This window comes from Dermabacter sp. p3-SID358, assembly GCF_025147465.1.
Classification (GTDB): domain Bacteria; phylum Actinomycetota; class Actinomycetes; order Actinomycetales; family Dermabacteraceae; genus Dermabacter.
In genome coordinates this window covers 63759-84658 of the sequence record NZ_JALXOZ010000008.1, presented here as the reverse complement: position 1 = coordinate 84658, position 20900 = coordinate 63759, and the positions used below count along the sequence as shown (strand labels likewise).

20 protein-coding genes are annotated in these 20900 nt (G+C 63.8%); 13 read left to right on the top strand and 7 right to left on the bottom strand.

Annotated elements, in window-relative coordinates; all coding sequences use genetic code 11:
- Nucleotides 1-60: 60 nt before the first annotated feature.
- The 6 genes from M3B90_RS05310 to M3B90_RS05285 are packed head-to-tail and all read left to right on the top strand — an operon-like array spanning nt 61 to nt 4360.
- A complete protein-coding gene (locus M3B90_RS05310; protein WP_259888981.1) occupies nt 61-1176 on the top strand; it encodes a hypothetical protein in 1116 nt (371 codons plus the stop codon).
- Nucleotides 1173-2318, top strand: a complete 1146-nt coding sequence (locus tag M3B90_RS05305; protein ID WP_259888980.1) for a TadA family conjugal transfer-associated ATPase — start codon at nt 1173-1175, stop codon at nt 2316-2318. The genes M3B90_RS05310 and M3B90_RS05305 overlap by 4 nt, the downstream gene beginning before the upstream one ends.
- A complete protein-coding gene (locus M3B90_RS05300) occupies nt 2318-3310 on the top strand; it encodes a type II secretion system F family protein (RefSeq protein ID WP_259888979.1) in 993 nt (330 codons plus the stop codon). Before M3B90_RS05305 ends, M3B90_RS05300 begins: the two co-directional genes overlap by 1 nt.
- Before the next feature lie 56 nt (nt 3311-3366).
- Nucleotides 3367-3579: a DUF4244 domain-containing protein gene (locus tag M3B90_RS05295; RefSeq protein ID WP_259888978.1), complete on the top strand. Its 213-nt coding sequence runs from the start codon at nt 3367-3369 to the stop codon at nt 3577-3579.
- Between the two features lie 2 nt (nt 3580-3581).
- On the top strand, nt 3582-3989 hold the full coding sequence (locus M3B90_RS05290) for a TadE/TadG family type IV pilus assembly protein (RefSeq protein WP_259888977.1): 408 nt from the start codon (nt 3582-3584) through the stop codon (nt 3987-3989).
- Nucleotides 3986-4360 carry an Rv3654c family TadE-like protein gene (locus tag M3B90_RS05285; protein WP_259888976.1) on the top strand — a complete coding sequence of 125 codons (375 nt, stop codon included), beginning with the start codon at nt 3986-3988 and terminating at the stop codon, nt 4358-4360. Before M3B90_RS05290 ends, M3B90_RS05285 begins: the two co-directional genes overlap by 4 nt.
- Here M3B90_RS05285 and M3B90_RS05280 read toward each other — a convergent pair.
- Nucleotides 4317-6764 (bottom strand): DEAD/DEAH box helicase, encoded by a 2448-nt coding sequence (locus M3B90_RS05280; protein WP_259888975.1) that lies wholly within the window; start codon nt 6762-6764, stop codon nt 4317-4319. The two genes, M3B90_RS05285 and M3B90_RS05280, sit on opposite strands and share 44 nt — an antisense overlap.
- Nucleotides 6765-6818: 54 nt before the next feature.
- Between M3B90_RS05280 and M3B90_RS05275 the strand changes: the two genes are divergently transcribed.
- The 6 genes from M3B90_RS05275 to M3B90_RS05250 all read left to right on the top strand — a co-directional run bounded on the left by M3B90_RS05275 (nt 6819) and on the right by M3B90_RS05250 (nt 16218).
- Nucleotides 6819-8441, top strand: coding sequence for a methyltransferase (locus M3B90_RS05275; protein ID WP_259888974.1), 1623 nt, complete (start codon nt 6819-6821; stop codon nt 8439-8441).
- A 78-nt stretch (nt 8442-8519) separates the two neighbouring features.
- Nucleotides 8520-11216 carry a type I DNA topoisomerase gene (gene topA, locus M3B90_RS05270; protein WP_259888973.1) on the top strand — a complete coding sequence of 899 codons (2697 nt, stop codon included), beginning with the start codon at nt 8520-8522 and terminating at the stop codon, nt 11214-11216.
- A gap of 24 nt (nt 11217-11240) precedes the next feature.
- The gene (locus M3B90_RS05265) at nt 11241-12341 is read left to right on the top strand and encodes a Gfo/Idh/MocA family protein (RefSeq protein WP_259888972.1); all 1101 of its coding nucleotides are present in this window, start codon (nt 11241-11243) and stop codon (nt 12339-12341) included.
- Nucleotides 12342-12376: 35 nt separating this feature from the next.
- On the top strand, nt 12377-13138 hold the full coding sequence (gene tmk / locus M3B90_RS05260) for a dTMP kinase (RefSeq protein WP_259888971.1): 762 nt from the start codon (nt 12377-12379) through the stop codon (nt 13136-13138).
- Nucleotides 13135-14283, top strand: coding sequence for a DNA polymerase III subunit delta' (locus M3B90_RS05255; protein WP_259888970.1), 1149 nt, complete (start codon nt 13135-13137; stop codon nt 14281-14283). The genes tmk and M3B90_RS05255 overlap by 4 nt, the downstream gene beginning before the upstream one ends.
- A gap of 198 nt (nt 14284-14481) precedes the next feature.
- Nucleotides 14482-16218, top strand: a complete 1737-nt coding sequence (locus tag M3B90_RS05250; protein WP_259888969.1) for a hypothetical protein — start codon at nt 14482-14484, stop codon at nt 16216-16218.
- A gap of 107 nt (nt 16219-16325) precedes the next feature.
- Here M3B90_RS05250 and M3B90_RS05245 read toward each other — a convergent pair whose 3' ends face one another.
- The 3 genes from M3B90_RS05245 to nth form a co-directional block, all read right to left on the bottom strand.
- The gene (locus tag M3B90_RS05245) at nt 16326-17201 is read right to left on the bottom strand and encodes a DUF3027 domain-containing protein (protein ID WP_259888968.1); all 876 of its coding nucleotides are present in this window, start codon (nt 17199-17201) and stop codon (nt 16326-16328) included.
- Between the two features lie 4 nt (nt 17202-17205).
- Entirely contained in the window at nt 17206-17589 is a 384-nt protein-coding gene (locus M3B90_RS09640) for a cold shock domain-containing protein (protein ID WP_311199942.1), read from the bottom strand.
- A gap of 201 nt (nt 17590-17790) precedes the next feature.
- Nucleotides 17791-18543, bottom strand: a complete 753-nt coding sequence (gene nth / locus M3B90_RS05235; RefSeq protein ID WP_259888967.1) for an endonuclease III — start codon at nt 18541-18543, stop codon at nt 17791-17793.
- A gap of 88 nt (nt 18544-18631) precedes the next feature.
- Between nth and M3B90_RS05230 the strand changes: the two genes are divergently transcribed.
- Nucleotides 18632-19309, top strand: coding sequence for a Crp/Fnr family transcriptional regulator (locus M3B90_RS05230; protein ID WP_016663297.1), 678 nt, complete (start codon nt 18632-18634; stop codon nt 19307-19309).
- A gap of 90 nt (nt 19310-19399) precedes the next feature.
- Here the strand turns inward: M3B90_RS05230 and M3B90_RS05225 are convergent, their stop codons facing one another.
- Genes M3B90_RS05225 through M3B90_RS05215 form a run of 3 tightly spaced genes read right to left on the bottom strand, consistent with a single transcriptional unit; the run spans nt 19400 to nt 20895 of the window.
- Nucleotides 19400-20248: an MBL fold metallo-hydrolase gene (locus M3B90_RS05225; RefSeq protein WP_259888966.1), complete on the bottom strand. Its 849-nt coding sequence runs from the start codon at nt 20246-20248 to the stop codon at nt 19400-19402.
- Nucleotides 20249-20250: 2 nt separating this feature from the next.
- Entirely contained in the window at nt 20251-20712 is a 462-nt protein-coding gene (locus M3B90_RS05220; RefSeq protein ID WP_259888965.1) for a RidA family protein, read from the bottom strand.
- A gap of 6 nt (nt 20713-20718) precedes the next feature.
- Nucleotides 20719-20895: a DUF4177 domain-containing protein gene (locus M3B90_RS05215; protein ID WP_259888964.1), complete on the bottom strand. Its 177-nt coding sequence runs from the start codon at nt 20893-20895 to the stop codon at nt 20719-20721.
- Between the last annotated feature and the right edge of the window lie 5 nt (nt 20896-20900).

Here is a 20900-nt window from a genome sequence, read left to right as displayed (position 1 = left end):
CCCATCCACAAAAACCGTGAGCGGGTGGATTGGTCCGCCTCAAGCGCGAAGCATAGAGCCATGACACACGCATTTCCTCGAGTCGAACATGGCCGCCGCGACGCCACGACATTCGTGAGCCGCATTCCTCGCGAACCCGCACCCGCTTCACGAGAGTCCGCGCTCAATGCCGTCGTGTGGATTGGCGACACTCCAGGTCTTGAGACTCTCGCGCGTGACCGTATCCAGGCAGCGGGATTTGACGTGGCTGCAGCAGACACCCCGCGCGATTTCGTGCACGCCGTCGTGTGCGAAATTTCCCTCCTTGAAACTGCAACCGAGGCGTTCCCCGCACTCCCCCTTGTCGCCGTGTGCGAACACGAACCTGACTCGCACGACTATCAAATGGCTCTGGCCTGCGGGGCTCGCGCCTTGCGTACCTTGCCGGCGGAGTCCTTCGAACTTCTCGGAGATCTCTCCACCCTCACTACCGCCACTGGAGAGGGCCGAATTCTCGCGTGCCTTTCGGGACATGGCGGGGCTGGGGCGACCTCCCTTGCCGTGGCGCTTGCCCTGGCAGCCTCGAAACGCGGTGCACCCGCGACGCTCGTGGATGCGGATTCGCACGGAGGGGGAATAGACACGCTCGTGCAAGCTCGTCACGTCACTGGCGCTCGGTGGAGCGACCTACGCGGCGCAGGCGGAAGTACGGATGTTCAGGTACTTCTCGAGGCGCTTCCTGTCATCGACGGCTACCGCCTCCTCACCTTTTCAGGTTCCCGCGGCGAAAGCATAAACCCGCAGGCGCTCGAAAGTCTCAGCGCCGCACCGGGCACGCTCATTTTGGACGCTCCTCTGCGAGCGGGGATCGCTCCGCTCGTCAATCCCGACGCCATCCTCGTGGCCCTTCATCCAAGCGAACACGCACTTGCCGCGACCGCCCGAACTCTCGAGAGCTTGCGCGAGATTCATCCACGCACGCGCATCGGTATCGCCCTTCGAACTCACCGCCGTCGTGAGGCGTACCGCTCGCGCGATGTCGCGGATGAGCTTGGCGTTCCCGTCGTTCTCACGTATCGAAGCGCACGCGAAGGCTTCGTTCCTGGGCTCGATCGAGACCGCAGGGGCATAGAGGCCGCATGCGCGCGCTTTCTCGCGAAACTCGATGATTCCGGATTCCCGGGGGGAAGCGCATGATTCTCACCGACGAGCTCCTCACCGGCGTTCACGAATCTCTACGTGAAGAGCCAGGGGCGATCGATGCGCGACGCATCGCGCGAATCGCCCGCGCTCACGGTCTCATCCTCGATCGCGCAAAGCTTCTCGATCTCACCGATCAGGTGCGTCACCACCTCGAAGGGCTCGGTCCCCTGCACGCGTTCGCTACCGAGGGCGTGAGTGACATTCTCGTGAACCCCGACGGTAGCGTGTGGGTTGACTCCTCACACGGTCTCGAGCGCACCGATGTCACCCTCAGCGCGAGCGAAGCCCGGGCTCTCGCGACACGGCTCGCGTCGCTCGGCAACCGCCGCCTTGACGACGCGATGCCGTGGGCCGATGCTCAGCTTCCCGGCAACCTCCGCTTCCACGGAATGCTGCCACCGCTCTCGGCGGGCGGGGCAAGCATAAGCCTGCGGCGCGCCGCGGCCCTCCCCTACTCGCTCGATGACCTCGAAGCATCCGGCACGCTCACGGCGTCTGGGCGCGCCCTCGTCGAGGCGATCATTCACGCACGCCTTTCCTTCCTCGTGAGCGGCGGTACCGGCAGCGGAAAAACGACCCTGCTCGGGGCGATGCTCGGAGCCGTGGATTCCCGCGAGCGCATGATCATCGTCGAAGACGCGACGGAGCTACGTCCAGTCCACCCTCACGTCGTTCATCTTCAAGCGCGTCATGCGAACGCCGAGGGGGTAGGGGAAATCAGCCTCGCGACTCTCATCAGGCAGTGCCTTCGCATGCGCCCTGATCGGATCATCGTGGGTGAGTGCCGTGGCGAGGACATCCGAGAGCTGCTCCAGGCGCTCAACACAGGGCACGAGGGCGGCTGCGGGACCCTCCACGCGAATACCGCCGCGGATGTGCCCGCAAGGCTCGAGGCTCTCGGTGCTCTCGCGGGGCTCGATCCGCTTGCGCTCGCCTCGCAAGCCCTTTCAGCAATCACGGTCGTGCTTCACATGCATCGCTCACGCGAGGGCCGTGCGCTTTCGACAATCTCGCTCTTGCAGCGCGGAGGTGACGGCCGGCTCGAATGCATACCCGCGGTGAGCTTCGGTGCGCGAGAGCGCCGTTTCCCGGCCTTCGAAGCGCTCGAAGCACGTCTCGCTCACGGGGGAGCGTAATGCGGGGCCGCACTCTCCTTTCTGACGATGCCCTCGCTGGGCTTCTCGATCACGTCGCGATGGCTCTCGGCGCCGGGGTAACCGCCCCGCAGGCGTGGGCCGCGGTCGCCGATGCAACCGTCACACCGCATGAGAAACAGTTCGCCGAGACGATGTCCCGTATCCCGCCGGCACTCTTGCAGCGCATGAACGGCGCTCTTCATGCCCCTCGCGAGGCGGTGCGCGCGGTCGTTCTGTGTCACGTGATGTGCGAGAGCACGGGAGCACCGCTCTCCGGCCTGCTCACCTCTCTCTCAAACGGGCTTCGCGATTCTTCCGACGCCACCCGAGCCCGAACCGCGGCCTTCGCGGGAGCGAAGAGCACCGCCCGCGTACTCATGGCGCTGCCGCTTTTCGCCATCGCCCTCGGTTACGCGATGGGCGCAAATCCCCTGCGCGTGCTTCTGACTTCCACACACGGCGTGCTCATTCTCGGCGCCGGCCTCCTGCTGACCGCCATCGGCTACGCGTGGATGAACCGCATGCTCGCCGTCGCCCGCGGTGTCAGAGCCGAGATCGATCCGCTCATCGTGATCGATTTGATCGCAAGCGTCGTCCGTTCGGGCATTCCGCTCGCGGCAGCGTGCGCGCGCATCGGCGAGGCTCTCGAGAACACTCCCCCGGGCCCCGCACTTCTTGAGGCGGGCCGGGCCCTCGCCCGCGGTATGCCACCGAAGGGCGCGCTTGCCAAACTCGAGGGGGATTTAGCAGCGCTCAAGAGTGCCGCGAGCCTCTCCCATGCAACTGGAGCGCATCTGGCACCGATTCTTGCGGCTGTGACTCGGGATCGGCGCCGCGCACGCGTGCGCGAAGTCGACGAAGCATCCGCAAAGCTCGCCGTTCGCCTCGTGCTCCCCACGGGAGTCACGATTCTGCCCGCATTCGTGCTGCTCGGGATTGTCCCGATCATCACGGACCTGGTCACCACACACTTCGGTCAGATCTGGCCGTAGGCGCCCGGCAACCGCCGATGCGCAGCACACAAGAATCCTTGAAGGGGGATATCTCAATGATCGATACCACTACTACTCACACCACATCGCACGAGGCACACATTCGTGAAATCCTCGCGGATGATGCGGGTGCGACAACCGCGGAATATGCCGTGACGATCGTCGCCGCGTGTGCGTTCGCCGCGCTCTTGTTCGCGGTGCTCACAAGCGGCGAGATGCAGGGCATGCTCACGAGCATCATTCAAGGCGCCCTCCGCTCGGCGAGCTAAGCATGACACCGGAAACCGAAGCGTGTGCCCGCCCGCGGTGGCGATCACTTCGAGCGGATTCCGGTGCGGCCACGGCGGAGACGGCGGTGGTACTCATCGCCGTCTTCGCCCTCCTCGCACTGATCATTTCGCTCTGTGGGCTCTTCATCACTCATGCGCGTCTTTCGGAGGGAGCTCGCACCGCGGCCAGGGAAATGATGATCTCCGCGGATCCGGAAGGGGCGATCGCGAAGGCGAAAGTCGTCAGCGGCAAGGAAGCCTCGTTTGCCATCAGCACGAACGGCGACTGGGTCACGGTCGAAGCCCATGCGACGTGGCACGTGGGCGGGCCACTTTTCGGAACAACCTTTCCGCTCGAGGCGAGCGCTCATACGCGACTCGAGCCACATCTCGTGAGGAACGGACCATGATGAAGGCGCGCCTCGCAGCTGAACGCGGCAACGCCACCGTGACCGCGCTCGGGGCTATCGCGATCACCTCGGCCATCCTCACGGTGCTCGTGGCGCTCGGAGTTGTCCATCAGGGACGGTCTCTCGCCGCTTCTGCCGCAGAGCTCTCAGCGCTTTCTGCCGCGGATGCGCTGGCGGGTAACGGCTCCCCCGGTAAGGCGTGCGCGATCGCTCTCGAAGTTGCAGAGCGGCACGGAAGCCTCCTCAAAAGCTGCGAGGCAAGCGGTTTCGAGGCGCGGGTCGCGGTCGTCGTGAGGGTGCATCTCCCGCTGCTCGGAACCCAGAGTCTCATTGAGTCGGCGCGTGCCGGCCCAGCTCCCGCAGAACCGTGAGCGCGCCCTTCTTGCTGAGGGGCTCGTTACCGTTGCCGCACTTGGGCGACACGACGCACGCGGGGCAGCCTGCCTCGCAGGCGCACGTTTCGACCATGTCCGCGGTCGCGCGAACCCATGCCGCGGCGCTCTCAAAGGCGCGTTCGGCGAAACCGGCACCGCCCTGAGCTCCGTCGTACACGAAGATTGTGGGTTTTTCGGTATCGGCGTGCAATGCGGTGGAGACGCCGCCGATATCCCACCTGTCGCACGTCGCGAGCAGAGGAAGCATCGCGATTTGGGCGTGCTCGGCTGCGTGCAGGGAGCCGGGGAAATCGGCCTCCTCTAGGCACCACGCGTGGAGGAGGTCCGTGGGGATCTCGAACCACACAGCCTTCGTCGCGAGCGTCCGCGCGGGAAGGTCGAGCGGATGCTCACCGAGCACCGCGGAGGTGTAGATGTCTCGTACCTGGTAGCCCGTGACCTGATCGGTGACCTCGACCTGCCCGAAGCGCACGTCAACCTCGCCCCAGCGTTCGCTTCGCTCAACCTGGCGCACGCGTATCGAGGAGGTCTCATGCGCCTGGGTCGTGTGTTGCGGACTCTCGCGCCGCACCATCGCAACGGCGTTCTCAACATCGAGGTGGTTGACGATGTAGGTGACGCCCTGGTGGAGATACACGGCACCGTCGTGCACGTGTTGGTGGGCGCTTGCACCATCGACCGTGCCGATGAGCTGGCCGCTTGCCTGGTCGACGATCCGGACGTTCTCACCCCCGCTTCCGCGCAGATCGGTGAGATCGTGCGGGCGCTCCTCCAGAGTCCAATACCAGCCGTGTGGCCTGCGTCTGAGGATCCCACGCGCCGCCAAGTTTTCGAGCAGCTCTCTGCTCGTGGGGCCGAAAAGCTCCTCTTCACCGTCACGAATGGGGATCTCCGCCGCGGCCGAGCACAGGTGCGGTGTCATGACATAGGGGTTGGAGGGGTCGAACACTGCGGCCTCAACCTCGGCGCCGAGAATCATCTCGGGGTGGTTCACGACATACGTATCGAGCGGATCCTCGCGCGCGATAAACATCGCGAGGGCATCGCGAGCATTAGTCCCGTGAGAGCGACCCGCGCGCCCGAACTGCTGCCACAACGACGCCCTCGTTCCCGGCCAACCCGTCACAAGTACGGCATCAAGACCCGAGATGTCGATGCCAAGCTCGAGCGCGTTCGTCGAGGCGAGTCCCATGAGTTTCCCCGAGCGCAGCGCGTTCTCGAGAGCACGCCGCTCCTCGGGAAGGTACCCGCCTCGGTAGGCCGCGATACGCGTCGCTCGATTGGCGAGTAGCGCCGATCCCGTCGCCGCAGCGGCGGCATTCACGGCGCGTTGGGCTCCCTTGGCGACGAGCTCGCTCGAGCGGCGCGATCGCGTGAACACGAGAGTCTGCGCCCCCTCGCACACGAGGTCACCGAGAAGGGCACCGGCCTCGGTGGGTGCCGGGCGCCGTCGGACTTCCACGTGGGGTTTGACCCCGGCCTTTTCCGCCTGCTCGCGCTCCTCCTTCGCCCTGCGTGCGGCCGCACGCGCATCCTCCCCCTCGTCAAGATCGGCGATGCCCGGCTCCCACAGGGCGATCGTGAGGGGGTTCTTCGGGGAGCCATCCTCGGTGACGGCCGTGACGCTGCGACCTACGAGCCGCGAGGCGCTCACCTCGGGACTTGCACTCGTCGCGGAGGCGAGCACGAACGTGGGATGTGCTCGGTAGTACTCGGCGATGCGCGCAAGGCGCCGCATGAGCATCGAGACGTGGGCTCCGAACACGCCGCGGTACACGTGGCATTCGTCGATGATGATGTAGCGCAGCGTGCGGAAGAAGGAAATCCAGTGTTCGTGGCCGGGGAGGATCCCGTAGTGGAGCATGTCCGGGTTCGTGAGCACAAAGTTTGCGTGGCGCCGCACCCACCGTCGCTGCTCGGTTGGGGTGTCGCCGTCAAAGACAGCGGGGCGTACCTCCCGCAAATTGGCCTCGCGCGACAACCTTTCGATCGCCGTGAACTGGTCGTAGGCGAGGGCCTTGGTGGGCGCGATGTAGAGGGCGCTCGCGCGCCTCGCCGAAGGATCCTCGCGGCGAGCCTGGATATCGGTGAGCGCGGGCATGAGATAGCCGAGCGACTTCCCCGAGGCGGTCGAGGTTGCGATGACCGTGTCGCGGCCCGCGCGCGCAAACTCTGCGGCCTCCGCCTGGTGCCACCATGGCCGCTCAATCCCGCGTGTCTCGAGATGCGCGCGCAGCGACGGATTCACCCACCGCGGCCACTCGGCAAAGCGTGCCTCGCGCTCGGGGCGGCGCTCAACGTATCGAAGCGAGTCGGTGCGGTGCGGCGGCGTTGAAAGACGCGCAAGCGCACGCTCCGCATCGAACCCCTCGTTTTTCACGCGCCGCCTCCGCTCCTCTTCGCTCCACTCACGCGGTACGCAACAATGGTAGGCATGAGCACGGCACACGCGAGCACCGACCTCCCCTCCACTCCCACGATCGACCCGACCATTCTCACGCGGCTACGTCACGACCTCGCCGCTGCGCGCTACACCGCCGACGGCATCGACGAAATCCTGAGCGCTTCCGCCCGCGCAGCTCTCGAGCGAGAGAACCCGATCCCTGCACTTCGCGAACTCGGTCCGCTCGCCGATGGCGGCACCGCAAACGCGACCCTCATGCGCCTTTTTACGCTCGGCCGCACCGCCACACGCGCCGAACTCGATCACGCCCTCCCCAACGTCGGCACAGAGGGGCTTCTTGCGCTCGGTCTCGTTCGGGAGATAAGCGGTGAGGGGTCCGACGCTACCTCGGCCTTTACCGCGACCTTCGACCTTCGCCCGTACCAAGCCACCGATGATTTCGGGGAGATCCTCTGGTGGATCGTCTCCGATCTCGGGGAGCTTGCGACGGGCCGCGCGCTCGAGGGCGAGCACGTGCTCGGGATCGGCGGGGCGACCTCGACGCTTATCGCGATTACACCGCGCGCCGAGGTCGAGCGCGCCCTCGATCTCGGAACCGGCTGCGGCATTCAGGCGCTCCACGCGGCCCGCCACGCCGAGCACGTCGTCGCGACTGATATTTCCGAACGCGCTCTCTCGCTTACCAAGTTCAACGTCGCCCTCAATCAGGACACGCTTCCCGAGGGCCACGTGATCGAGACCCGCAAAGGCTCGATGTTCGAACCCGTCGCGGGCGAAACCTTTGATCTCATCGTCTCCAATCCTCCGTTCGTGATCACGCCCCGTGTGAAAGGGATCGAAACGTGGACGTATCGCGATGGTGGGGCTCAAGGCGACACGATCGTGGCGGGTCTCCTTTCCGAGATCGACGACTACCTCGCGCCCGGGGGCGTCGCCGCGATGCTCGCGAACTGGGAGATCACCGAGGGAACCGCGTGGGATTCACGCCCGCGCACATGGCTCAAGAACTCAACCGCGAGCGCACTCATCGTTCAGCGTGACGTCGAGGACCCCGCTTCCTACGCTTCGACGTGGCTGCGCGACGGTGGCGTGACCGATCGCGACGAACGCTGGGAGCCCATGACGAATGCGTGGCTCGACGACTTCGCCTCGCGCGATGTCGAGGGCATTGGATTCGGCCACGTGCTCCTCACAAAGCCCCGCGAAGGCGAGAAGCGCTTCGAGGATTTCGCCTTCATCGAGACCACCGGCTCGGGCCCCCTCGGGCCGCGCTACGCCGAGATGCTCCACACCCGCGCGCGCCTCGCGCAGCTCGACGGCGACGCCCTCGGCAAGCTTATTCTCGCGCGCGCCGACGACGTGATCGAGCGCCGCCATTACACCCCCGGAGACGAGGACCCCATGGTGATCGACCTAGTCCAGGGCGGGGGCTTCGGTCGCACCATCCAGATCGACACTCACACCGCGGCCATCGTCGGACCCCTCACCGGCGAATACCCTCTGAGCGTGTTCCTCACGGCCTACGCTTCCCTTCTCGAAGCCGCTGACCAGGCCGAACACGCTGCAACCGCACGCGAAACAATCGCTCGCACGACCCGCACGCTTATCGAGTGGGGCTTTCTCCACATCGTCGAGCAGCCGATAGCCGCGTAGTGTTACGGTACGCTTCAGGGCTAACCGCGCAGGGCCGAGGCCCCGCCTCTCACACACCGCAGTAAGGAAGTACATCGAGTGAGCGCACGCAACCTCGTGATCGTCGAGTCCCCCGCCAAGGCAAAAACCATCGGGAAATACCTCGGGGGCGATTTCACGGTCGCCGCCTCCGTTGGACACATTCGTGACCTTCCCCTGCCCAAAGACCTTCCTGCCGACATGAAGAAGGGGCCCTACGGCCGCTTCGCTGTCAACGTCGAAGATGGCTTCGATCCCTACTACGTCGTCAATCCCGACAAGAAAAAGACCGTCTCCGAGCTCAAGAAGCTCCTCAAGGAAGCAGACGCCCTCTACCTCGCAACCGATGAGGACCGCGAGGGTGAGGCGATCGCGTGGCACCTGCTCGAGGCGCTCAAGCCGAAGAAGTCGCTTCCCGTGTACCGCATGGTGTTCCACGAGATCACGAAGGAAGCCATTCAAAAGGCGCTCACCGAGACCCGCGAGATCGACATGCCGCTCGTGGACGCTCAGGAAACGCGCCGCATTCTCGATCGTCTCGTGGGTTACGAGCTCTCCCCCGTGCTGTGGCGCAAGGTGCGCCGTGGCACGAGCGCGGGCCGCGTCCAGTCGGTCGCGACGCGCCTCGTTGTGGATCGCGAGCGCGAGCGCATGGCCTTCACAGCCGCCTCCTACTGGGATGTGACGGGCGAATTCATCACCTCCGAGCTGAGCGAGCGCAGCGCCGATACGCCCGCGTTCACCGCGCAGCTTCGCACGCTCGACGGGCAGCGAGTTGCCACGGGCCGCGATTTCACCGACGAAGGCGAGCTCAAGAAAAACCTCAAAGGAAGCGTCACCGTTCTCACGGAGGAGAACGCGCGACTTCTTATCGAGGCGCTCAATGGGGCTAAGGCCACCGTCGGAGACCTCGAGTCCAAGCCCTACACCCGCCGCCCCGCCGCTCCCTTCACGACGAGCTCCCTTCAGCAGGAGGCGAGCCGAAAGCTGCGCATGGGTGCCCGCCACACGATGTCGACCGCGCAGCGACTCTACGAAAACGGCTACATCACCTACATGCGTACCGATTCGGTCGTGCTTTCGGGCGAAGCCATTCGCGCAAGCCGCGCTCAGATCCAGGAGATGTACGGCGCCGAGTACGTCCCAGACCGTCCTCGCGTGTACACCAATAAGTCGCAGGGCGCGCAAGAGGCCCACGAGGCGATCCGCCCGGCGGGCTCGAACTTCCGTACGCCCGCACAGGTCTCAGGTCAGCTGAGCGGCGATGAGTTCCGCTTGTATGAGCTCATTTGGAAGCGCACCGTGGCATCCCAAATGGCCGACGCGAAGGGAACGACGACGTCGGTCACGCTCGACGTTGAGGGGAGGGGCCGCACCGCTCAGTTCGGCGCTTCGGGCACGATCATCACGTTCCGAGGCTTCCTCGCGGCGTATGAGGAGGGGCGCGATCAGGCGCGCTACGCGGAGCAAGATGGCAAGGACAAGCGCCTGCCTCAAATGAAGGAGGGGCAGCAGCTCACCGTCGCGGAGTACACCTCGAACGGCCACGAAACAACCCCTCCGCCCCGCTACACGGAGGCCTCGCTCGTGCGGGCCCTCGAGGAACGTGGAATCGGCCGCCCCTCGACCTACGCCGCCACGATCTCCGTGATTCAGGATCGCGGTTATGTCGAAAAGAAGGGGACGGCGCTCGTACCGAGCTGGCTCGCGTTCAGCGTTGTGCGCCTCCTCGAAGAGCATTTCGGAAGGCTCGTGGACTACGAGTTCACGGCCGGCATGGAGGCGGGGCTCGACCGCATCGCGGCGGGCAATACGGACCGCGTGCACTGGCTGAGCGACTTCTATTACGGCAAGTCGGGTTCGTTCGCAAAGCCCGTCGAGGGTGGCCTTAAGGCAACGCTCGACAACCTCGGCGAGATCGATGCACGCGCGGTCAACACCGTCTCGATCGGCAACGGAATCGACTTGCGCATGGGTCAGTACGGCCCCTATATCGAGCGCGCGGTCGAGGGCACTGAAACGCCGCAACGCGCGAATGTCCCCGTCGATCTCGCGCCCGACGAGCTTACGCTCGAGAAGGCCGAAGAGCTCATGAGCCGCGCGAAGGACGACGGCCGCGTACTCGGCCGCGACCCGGATTCGGGTTTCGAGATCGTCGCGAAGGACGGCCGCTACGGTCCATACGTCACCGAAAATCTCGAACTCGACGAGGAAACGAAGGCGCTTCCGAAGACGAAGCAACCGAAGCCCCGCACGGCATCGCTTTTCAAGGACATGGACCTCGCGACCGTGACTCTCGAGGATGCCCTAAAGCTCCTTTCGCTCCCCCGCGTCGTTGGCAAGGACGCCGAGGGAGTCGAGATCACCGCGCAGAACGGGCGCTACGGCCCGTACCTCAAAAAAGGCACGGACTCGCGTTCGCTCGAGACCGAGGCGCAGCTGTTCACGATCACCGAAGAGGAAGCCCTCGCCATTTACGCCCAGCCGAAGCGGCGGGGGCGAGCCGCGGCGAAGCCTCCCATTAAGGAGCTCGGTGTTGATCCCACGAGCGAGAAACCAATCGTGATCAAGGACGGCCGCTTCGGCATGTACATCACGGACGGCACCACCAACGTGACGCTTCGCAAGGACGAGTCGCCCGAAACGATGACACACGAGCGAGCCGTGGAACGTCTCGCGGAGAAGCGCGCGAAGGGTCCCGCGAAACGCAAAACGGCGAGAAAGTCCAGCTCGCGAGCAAAATCCTCGAAAAAGTAGCGGAGAGCGGCGTACGGTGGTGTCATGACCGCACCACTGACGCTGCCCACCTCGACCATTCCTGATCCGGCCGAGGCACCGGGACTTCGCTGGGGTGTCATCGCCCCCGGCGGGATCGCCCGGAACTTCATCGGCACGATGCATGCCGCCACTGCCTCACGTCTCGTTGCCGTGTGTTCGCGTTCGCGTGAGCGGGCTCGGGTTTTCGCGAGGGACTTTGAGTCCGACGCCGGACTCGCGACCGCCTACGCCGACGTTGACGAGTTCCTCGCCCACGAAGGGCTCGAGGCCGTCTATGTGGCATCCCCTCACGCGCAGCATTTCGCTCTCGCAAAGCACGTGCTCGAGGCAGGAATCCCGGTCGTCATCGAAAAGCCCATGACCCTCAACGCCGAACAGGCACGCGAGCTTTTCGCACTCGGCCACCAGAAGGGCGCTTACGTCCAGGAAGCGATGTGGTCGTGCTTCATGCCGCACTACGACGTGATCCGCCAAGTGATCGAGTCGGGAGCGATCGGTGAGGTGACGGGGGTCATCGCCGAGCACTGCCAGTACTTCCCTTTCGATCCCGAGCATCGACTCTATGCTCCCGAGCTCGGCGGCGGCGCACTCCTTGATCTCGGTGTATATCCGCTCGCCTTCGCGCACTGGGTTGCGGGCTCGCCCGAGGAGATTCACGCGACGGGAACGCTCACCGCCACCGGGGTCGATGAAATGATCTCGATCTCGGGTCTGCGGGACCGCACGGTGTATGCGGTTCAGACTGGTCTCGGGGCGCGAGGTGAGGTCGGCGCTCACGTGCTCGGCACGCGGGGGAAGATTGACGTTGATTCGTGGTTCTTCGTGCCGAATAGCTTTACCGTGACGCAGTTCGAGGCGGGCGAGAGAGGAGAGGACCTCCGCATGCGCTTCACCTACGAAGACTCACTCCCCTACGAGTTGCCGAGGCACCCGGAGGGCGGAAACTTCGGGATGGCGTTCGAGATCGCTGAGGCTGCGAGGAACATCCGTGCGGGAAGGCTCGAGTCTGAGCGCTGGGGTGCGGGTGACACCCTCGCGGTTCTCGAGGTCATGGATCGTGTTCGCGAAGCTATAGGTGTGCGGTACCCGGGCGAAGAAAAGTAAGGGACGCATTCAACCTCACCTGAGACAATGGGGCCATGTCGAGCATCGATTCCACCGCGCCGCGCACACCTCTGACTCCCGCCGAGGCCTCGCATAATCCTGCAGGCCTTTTCGTGACATTCGAAGGCGGAGACGGCGGCGGAAAAAGCACCCAGATCCCGCTGCTCGAGAAATGGCTTCAAAGTGAGAGCTCACCGTTTCAGGGGGCCGAGGTCACCGTGACGAAAGAGCCGGGTGGGAGCCCGCTCGGTGCGCAGATTCGCGAGCTCATTCTCCACTCCGATCACGTCTCCGACCGCGCCGAGGCGCTGCTCTATGCCGCCGATCGCGCCCACCACGTCGAAACCGTCGTGCGACCGGCGCTCGATGCGGGCGGAATCGTCATTGGTGATCGCTACTTAGATTCGTCCGTCGCGTATCAGGGGGCGGGGCGCGCGCTCGACCCAAGTGACGTGTACGAGCTCTCGATGTGGGCGACCGGGGGGCTCCTCCCCCACGTCACTTTCCTCCTCGACATCACTCCCGAGGCGCTCGCCGAGCGTCGAGAAGCGGCGTCGCTCGATCGCCTTGAGCGCGAGGGGATTCAGTTCCACGAAGCCGTACGCACTGCCTTCCTCGACCTCGCGCGCCGCGAACCGGAGCGGTGGATCGTCGTCGATGCGTCGCAGTCAATTGAGGAGGTCCACGCCGAGATTACGCAGCGCCTCGCGGACTGGGTGCGCGTCAACGCCCATACGCTCACAGGCGCGGCTGAACATCCCGTCGAGGGCACCACCGAACCGGATTCGCTCCTGTGAGCGTTTACGACACGGTAGTAGGCCAGGCCGCCGCAGTCGCGCAACTTTCGCGCGCCGCCTCGCCCGAGGGTTCCCTCGCCCAGGCGTGGCTCGTTGCTGGCCCGCCCGGATCTGGCCGCTCGAGCATCGCACGTGCGTTTGCGGCAAGTCTTTTGTGTGACAACGCCGTGGGAGGCCAGGGATGCGGCGAGTGCCAGCCATGCCGCACAGTCCTCGCGGGAAGCCACGGCGACGTCACGGGCGTGCGCACCGAAACTCTCACCATTTCGAAGAACGAAGTTCGGGAGCTCGTCTCGACCGCGCAGCGCGCACCAGCATCGGGCCGCCACCGCGTGCTCATCATCGAGGATGCCGACCGCATGAGCCCCGGAACATTCAACGTTCTCCTCAAAGCCATAGAGGAGCCGCCGCCGCGAACCGTGTGGCTACTGTGCGTACCCTCGCCGCAGGACCTCGCGCAAACGATCCGCTCACGCTGCCGCGTGGTCAACCTTCAGGTTCCACCGCCCGATGCCGTCGCAATGCTCCTCATCGAGCGCGACGGCGTCGAGCCCGAACTCGCACACCGCGCCGCAGCGAGCGCCCAGGGCCACATCGGAATCGCCCGCCGCTACGGTCTCCACCCTGATTCTCTTGCGGAGCGCGAAGATTCGGCGCGGAAACTTCTAGCGCTCACAAGCGTCGGCCACGCCCTCGCCTTCGCGAAGACCCTCATCGATCGGGCCGAAGCTGAGGCGCACACGGAAGCCGACGAAGCGAGCGCACGCGAACGCGAACAGTTCATGCGTGGCGCCGGAATCGAACCGGGCGGGCGCATTCCACCTGCGCTTCGCGCCCAGGTCAAAGCGCTCGATGACGAGGCGAAGCGGCGTGCCACGCGCCTCGTGCGCGACGTGATCGACCGCTACCTGCTCGACATCCACTCGGTGCTCCGCGACGTTCTCACTCTCCAGCTCAACACGGGCGCGACTCTTGTCAATCCCGGAATCGAGCGCGAGCTTCGAGATCGCACGCACGTGCATTCACCGCAAACGACGCTAGCTCTGTTGGACTGCGTTGGAACTGCGCGCGAGCGAGTCGGCATGAACGTACCGCCGCAGCTCGCACTCGAGGCACTGCTCGCCGCCATCGTCGCGGCGCGCTAAGCGAGAGCAGCGCTTCCCCGATATTCCTCATTCCTCTACCCGACGAGCTCCACATCCTCGACGCGCCGCGCTACTCGCAATCCTCCGCAATCGCTCTTTCATAACAATCGAATAACACCGTCCTAAATGCTTCTAAAAAGCGATAGAATCGAGGCGCCTATCCCCCTTAGGTTTCCCTTTAACCAAGAAAGTATCCCCATGCCTACATCCCTCGGCATTTTCCGCGGCGCTTCCTCGCGTCGCCTGCACCTTTTCCTCATGACCCTCGCCATGGGCGTCCTCGCTCTCCTTCTTTCCGGGTGTGGCGAGCTCTCCACGACCACCGAGGTCAACGCTGACGGCTCCGGTATCGAGCGTTTCAGCGTCAAGATCAACTCGGGAGACATGGAGAAGGTCCAGGGCGGCGTTGAAACCATTGAATCCGTCGTCAACGAGAAGAACCCCGGTGGCTTCACGTTCGATGGGGGCGATAAAGACTCCGAGGGGAACACGATTGTCAAGGTGTCTCTAGCCTTCGACTCACCCGATGACTACGCCGCCAAAGCCAAAACGGCACTGGAGGCATCGGGAATTACCGAAACCCCAGAAGTCATCTTCGAGCCGCCGAAGCCGCCGTTCACTACGGGTGTGACTTTCGCCCGATCATTCGGCGACGAAGAGCTCGTACGCTGGATTTCTCAAGGCGTCATGGACGCTTCTCAAGAAGAGAAAAACTATGAAGCCAGCGAGATGATGAACGAGACTTCCACCAAGGTAGTCTCCAACGGAAAAGAGCTTGAGACGACATACCTCGAGTCCGACATCGCGATGAATGCCTGGAGTGATTCGGAAAAACTAACTTTCGACGATGTCACCGTCGAAACGGCCGCCTTCGATGACCCGAGCGAGAAGAAGTTCAAGCGCACGATCCACTACACACTTTCGCGCGAAACCTATCGCAAGGCCAGCGAAGATTTCGATAAGTTCTTCGAATCAGCAGTCCCCGAAGGCGGCGAGCTAAAGGCCGCCAGTGCCACGGAGAACGTCTGGACGGTCTCGTTCCCCGCCGGTTCTCCAGAAGAGATCTCGAAGTGGACGGACACGGCGCTTGCATCCAAGGGATCGGAGTTTTCGGTTTCGGATCCCACTCCTGGAGAAGACCCCTTTGTGCTTACCACGAGCGTTGTCTCCAACATGGAATGCACTGTCGCCTGCTCTGAGGGAGGTCTCCAGCAGACAATCAACCTTGGCACGACCGAGGCCGATGCAGCAATGATCCCCGTCGGGCCTGAGCCGTACTCGGTCTCCCGCTCTCTGAGCTTGACTGCCGCCAAAATCGACGTGCAGATCAACCGCGATGGCGGCGGAAAGCTCGAAGCCAAATACAGCCTTTCTGAAGCAGATGACGCCCTCATCACCGAAGCCACGATGACCAAGCTTCTGGGCGGAGATGCTTCCCGCAAAGTGGAAGACGGCACCGCAACCTATACCGTGACGATTTCGGGTAAGGACTCCTCTGAGTTCACTTCGGCTCTGGCAAAGGCTGGATACGGAGAGCAGGGCGAGCCCCCGGCAGTCACGGTGGTGGAGAATCCTTCGGAGCACAAAAAGTACCTCGTCGATCTCGATATGCATTTCCCTGAGGCTCTCAGCGAGCACCTTCCCCAGAACAGCTCATGGACCATCAAAGGAGATGGCATTGCCCCGACTGCCGTCCTTGATTCCTCGAACGGAACGAGCTCGATGGCGGACGATGCGATCACGGTGAAATCCGATGGCGGCTCGTACCTCATACTGAGCTTTGCAGCAGAACGCAGGGGTCTCGATCCCATCGAAATCTTCGGTATTGCCGCAGTTATTGGTGTTGCACTTCTTGTCATCGCCGGCACCGTTTTGGCAATTGTCTACAGAAACAAGCTGAAGAACCTCTTCAATCGGCCCGCCGCGACTGCTTAGGAGAAGTGAGCTCTCAAGAGCTCCCTTCGCATACACACGCCCCGGCCCCGACGACAATTGATTTCGTCGGGGCCGGGGCGCTGTTCTTCGCTCACGAGAACGCTTGCCTATTCCTCCTCGCTCGCCTTCTTCGCCGCGAGTTTCTCTTGCTCCTTCTTCAGGAGCGCCTCGTCGATAATCGACTTTTCCTCGAAGCGGTCTTCATAGTCGACGGCTTCCTCGTCGAGAACCTTGTCCGGTAAATCCCCGGCGAGGCTCCGCTTTTCAGCGTCGGTCTCGGAATGAGCGCCGCAGCCGTACTGGAGCGACACGACTCGGCCATCGGCAGGCGACCACTCGTTGGTGCAGATTCCGAACTCCTGGCGCAGCGAACCGTTCAGAAGCGAAAGGAAGCCACACGAGCGGCACTGGGCCTTCACGGTTCCCTTGCGGCCGCGTTTGCTGATCTCACGCGGGCCAAATTTGCCGCTCATCCAGCGCTTTGCGGCTTCTTCGCGACCTTCGCGCGAAAGCACGCGCTCACGGCCGAGGCCAAGCTCCCACATGGCAACGCGATCGGCTTCCTCGTCGTCGGTCTGTTCGTAGCCCTGTTCGAGGCGCGCGTCGTCGGCACTGTAGGGAAGGACGTCGCTCTCGCCGACGTCCCCGGGGCGGAGGCGCTCCGCCCACGGTTCCCACTCGGGCGCAAGAAGCGACTCTTCGCTCGGGATGAGCGCTGTTTCACAGACTGTCGCGACCTTCGCGCGCGGGGCGCGCGCAAGCACTGCGATCCACGTCCATCCCGCATACCCGGGAATCGACGCCTCGAAAAAGTGCGTGACGAGCCGCTCGCCGCTTGCTTCAACGCGCAGATGCGTTCCGACCTGGCCTGGTTCGGCAACCTCGACCACGGCGGAGGCAGCCTGTTCGACGGCTGCTGCGCACACGGCGTCGAGCTTCGGGGCGCGCGTGCGCGCCTTGGTCGCGGGGGCGGTGGGGGTCATGAAATTAAGCCTCGAAGTTGTCGGCGACGGCGCGCAGAACGGTCGCAACTTTTTGCGCATGCCCCTTGTCGGGGTAGCGACCGTGACGGAGCCCGTTCGAGGCTCCGTCAAGCAGCTGGATCAGATCCTCGACCATGACGGCCATGTCTTCGGGCTTCACCCGACGCGCGCGGGCGATGCTCGGTGCAGGATCGAGAAGACGCAGGGTAAGTGCCTGGGGGCCGCGGCTGCCATCGACCATGTCGAATTCGACGCGCTGGCCCTTGCGCAACTGCTGAACTCCCTCGGGGAGAGTCGATGCGTGCACGTACACGCTCTGGCCATCCTCGCTTACGAGGAAACCAAAGCCCTTTTCAGCGTCAAAGAACTTGACCTTGCCGTTCGGCACAGTGATTCCTGCCTTTACTCTCGAGCGCTTGCGCGCGGTAAACGGGCTCCAGTCTACCGTGCGCGCTCCGCCGGGGAAAAGAGCGGCGGCTGTCCTTACCGCACAGGTCACCTTGGCGAGAGTGCGGGAGTTTGGCGGGTGAGCTTTGGGTCCGACGCCTGCCTCGCCTCGCGGTTCTTACTTCTCGCGTCGACGCCCCGCCTATTCCTTGAACGCGCTCGGGCAGGGAGTCTCGTTAGTCGCGAGCGGGCACTCATTGCACGCAGGTTTTCGTGCCGTGCAGAGGTTCCGCCCATGAAAGATGAGCCGGTGCGAAAGCGTCGTGAGGTCAACGGAGTCTTGGCAGCCGTCGGACCCGGTACGTGCCACCACATCCCGTTCAACCGTGCGCGGATCGGCGCTTTCGCTCCAGCCAAGCCTTCGCGCAAGCCGGCCCACGTGTGTGTCAACCGTGAGCAGGGAGTGCCCAAACCACGTTCCCCGCACGACGTGTGCCGTTTTCCGGCCGACACCAGCGAGCGATTCAAGCGCTTTCTGGTCATCGGGAACCGAGCCGCCGAAATCATGGACAAGGCGAGCGGAGAGTTCCTGCACGTGACGCGTGCGGCGTGCAGCCATGCCAAGGGGACGCAGGAGTTTCTCGATCTCCTCTTCTGGCGCGGCGGCCATGGATTGCGGATCCGGCCACCGTTCAAAAAGCTCGGGGGTTACGGAATTGACGCGTGCGTCCGTCGTTTGCGCCGAAAGCACCGTCGCAATGAGCAATTCGAAAGCTGTCGAAAAATCGAGCTCGCATTTCGCGTCGGGATAGAGTTGCGCGAGCTCGGCGTCGACACACTTCACTGTGGGAATCGCCTGGTCCTTGAGTCCCGAATCCATACGGTCATTGTGCACGACCTTCCAGTTTGGCGAAAAGAACGCGGGAAGTTTCGGGATTTCTGTAGGCCTCGTCACCAATCAGGTATTACTGTTAAGGAGTACGCGTGTGCGCATCGCGCACCCCAAAAATTTCCGCTATACCGGCGCAACCCCAGGAGGAACCGTGGACGAGAACATCGTTCGTTCAGCACCGCTTTTTGCCGCGCTCGATGACGACGGCAAGCAAGCTGTCCTCGACTCGATGACTCAGGAGGACTTCCACCGCGGCTCGGTCGTATTCCGCGAGGGCGATCAGGGCGATCGCCTCTTCATCATCGCGAGCGGCAAGATCAAGGTCGGCCACGCTTCGGGCGATGGTCGCGAGAACCTTCTTGCCGTGCTCGGCCCGGGCGAAACCCTCGGCGAGCTTTCACTTTTCGACCCGGCCCCGCGCAACGCCACCGCGACCGCCGTTGCCGAGACGACCCTCTACTCGCTTTCCCAGCAGGATCTCTACCGCGTGCTTGCGCAGCGCCCCGAGGTGGCCCGTCATCTCCTCGCTTCACTCGCGCGTCGCCTTCGCAAGACCAACGATTCGCTCGCGGACCTCGTGTTCGCAGATGTCCCCGGTCGCGTCGCCAAGAACCTCCTTGACCTCGCTCAGCGCTTTGGCCGCCAGAGCGATGAAGGCATCATGGTCTCCCACGGCCTCACGCAGGAAGAGCTCGCACAGCTCGTTGGCGCTTCGCGCGAAACCGTGAACAAGGCTCTCGCCGACTTCGCGCACCGCAATTGGATTCGCCTCGAAGCCCGCGCAGTACTGTTGCTCGACATCGAGCGCCTTCGCCGCCGCGCGCGCTAAAGCGAGAACTCAACGAAACTCTCGAGGAAGGGAGCGAGCCCAGTCGGGTTCGCTCCCTTCCTCTATAGATAGTCCTGAACTTCAAGTTCTTCAGGGGCGGTCGATGCCCGTAATGTATTCGAGCGCCGCGCGTATATTGCGTTCTGATCGCTCTCGAAATGACTCGAGCTCCTCCGCACCCGCTCCCTCATCACGCAGGGCGGCGAACTCCCGCCCATAAATTTCTTCGAACATGCGCCGAACCGTGAGGACTCCCCGCTCGCGCGCGCTTCTCACCTGCTCAAGCCGTTCTTGCCGGTGCGCGAGGGCCTCCTGAGATGCGACGAGCGCTTCATGGGGAGCGTCGATCGGTTCACCGTGGCCCGGGTAGAGGCCCGAGATGCGCCCGTCCATGCACATGACGCGGATGATATTGAGGCATTGAAGATACTCGTGAAGCGTGCAATCCTCGCCCACGACGGTCGGTGCTCCGGTCAGAAGAGCGTCGCCCGTGAGCAGCTCGCCCCCCTCAAGGAGGAGGCCAATGGAATCGGCGGTGTGTCCAGGAAGATGAATGACATCGGCAACGACCCGGCCGTCGAGAGAGATTTCACTCGGCACGGGCGCCGCCCCCGGCACGAGCGAGGGCTCCGCCGCCCACAGCGGCACCGTGATCCCGGTTGCGGAGCTCAGCGCTCGTCGCACCATAGATGTTGCACCCGTGTGCCCGTCGTGGTGATGGGTCACGATGATGCCACCCACGCGACGTGCGCCGGTGGCGACGGCGGCGTCGACGACCGCTTGCGCGTGCTCGCGCAACGCAGGGCCCGGATCAACGATCCACACGGTGCGCTCAGCAGTAAAGATATAGGTGCGCGTGCCGTCAAGTGTTCGCGGCCCTCCGTTTGGGGCGAGCACCCACGAGAGCTGCACGCCGGAAGAATCGGGCTCGCGTTGCATTATTAGCGGAACTCCACGAGGAGATCCACCTCGACAGTTGCGTCAAGTGGGAGTGCACTTACGCCGACGGCGGCACGCGAATGCGAGCCCGCTTCACCGAGCAGGTCGCCGAGCAGCTCGCTCGCGCCGTTGATGACACCCGGCTGAGCTGTGAACTCGGGCGCCGAAGCCACGTAACCCGTGACCTTGACGACTCGCGTAATCCGATCGAGGTCGCCAATCTGGGCTTTAATCGCTGCGAGGGCGTTCAAAGTGGCCTTCTCGGCTTCTTTCTTTGCAGCCTCAGCCTCAACCTCGGCGCCGACCTTCCCCGTGACCTGGAGCTTACCCTCAACGAGGGGAAGCTGGCCGGAGGTTTGCACGTAGTGGCCCGTCACAACGGCAGGGACATAGGCCGCAACGGGATTCGCTACCTCGGGCAGGGAGAGACCACGTTCGCTGAGTTTCTGTTCGACGGTACTCATAGGTGGTTAGGCTCCTTCGCTTACGGGTCGCTTGAAGTATGCAACGAGAGATTCAGGTCCCTGCGGCCCCTGGACCACTTGAACAAGCTCCCAACCATCGGAGCCGAAATTGTCCAGGATCGCCTTGGTGTTGTGGATAAGCAGCGGTGTCGTGAGGTATTCCCACTTCTGATTCGTAGCCATGCCCC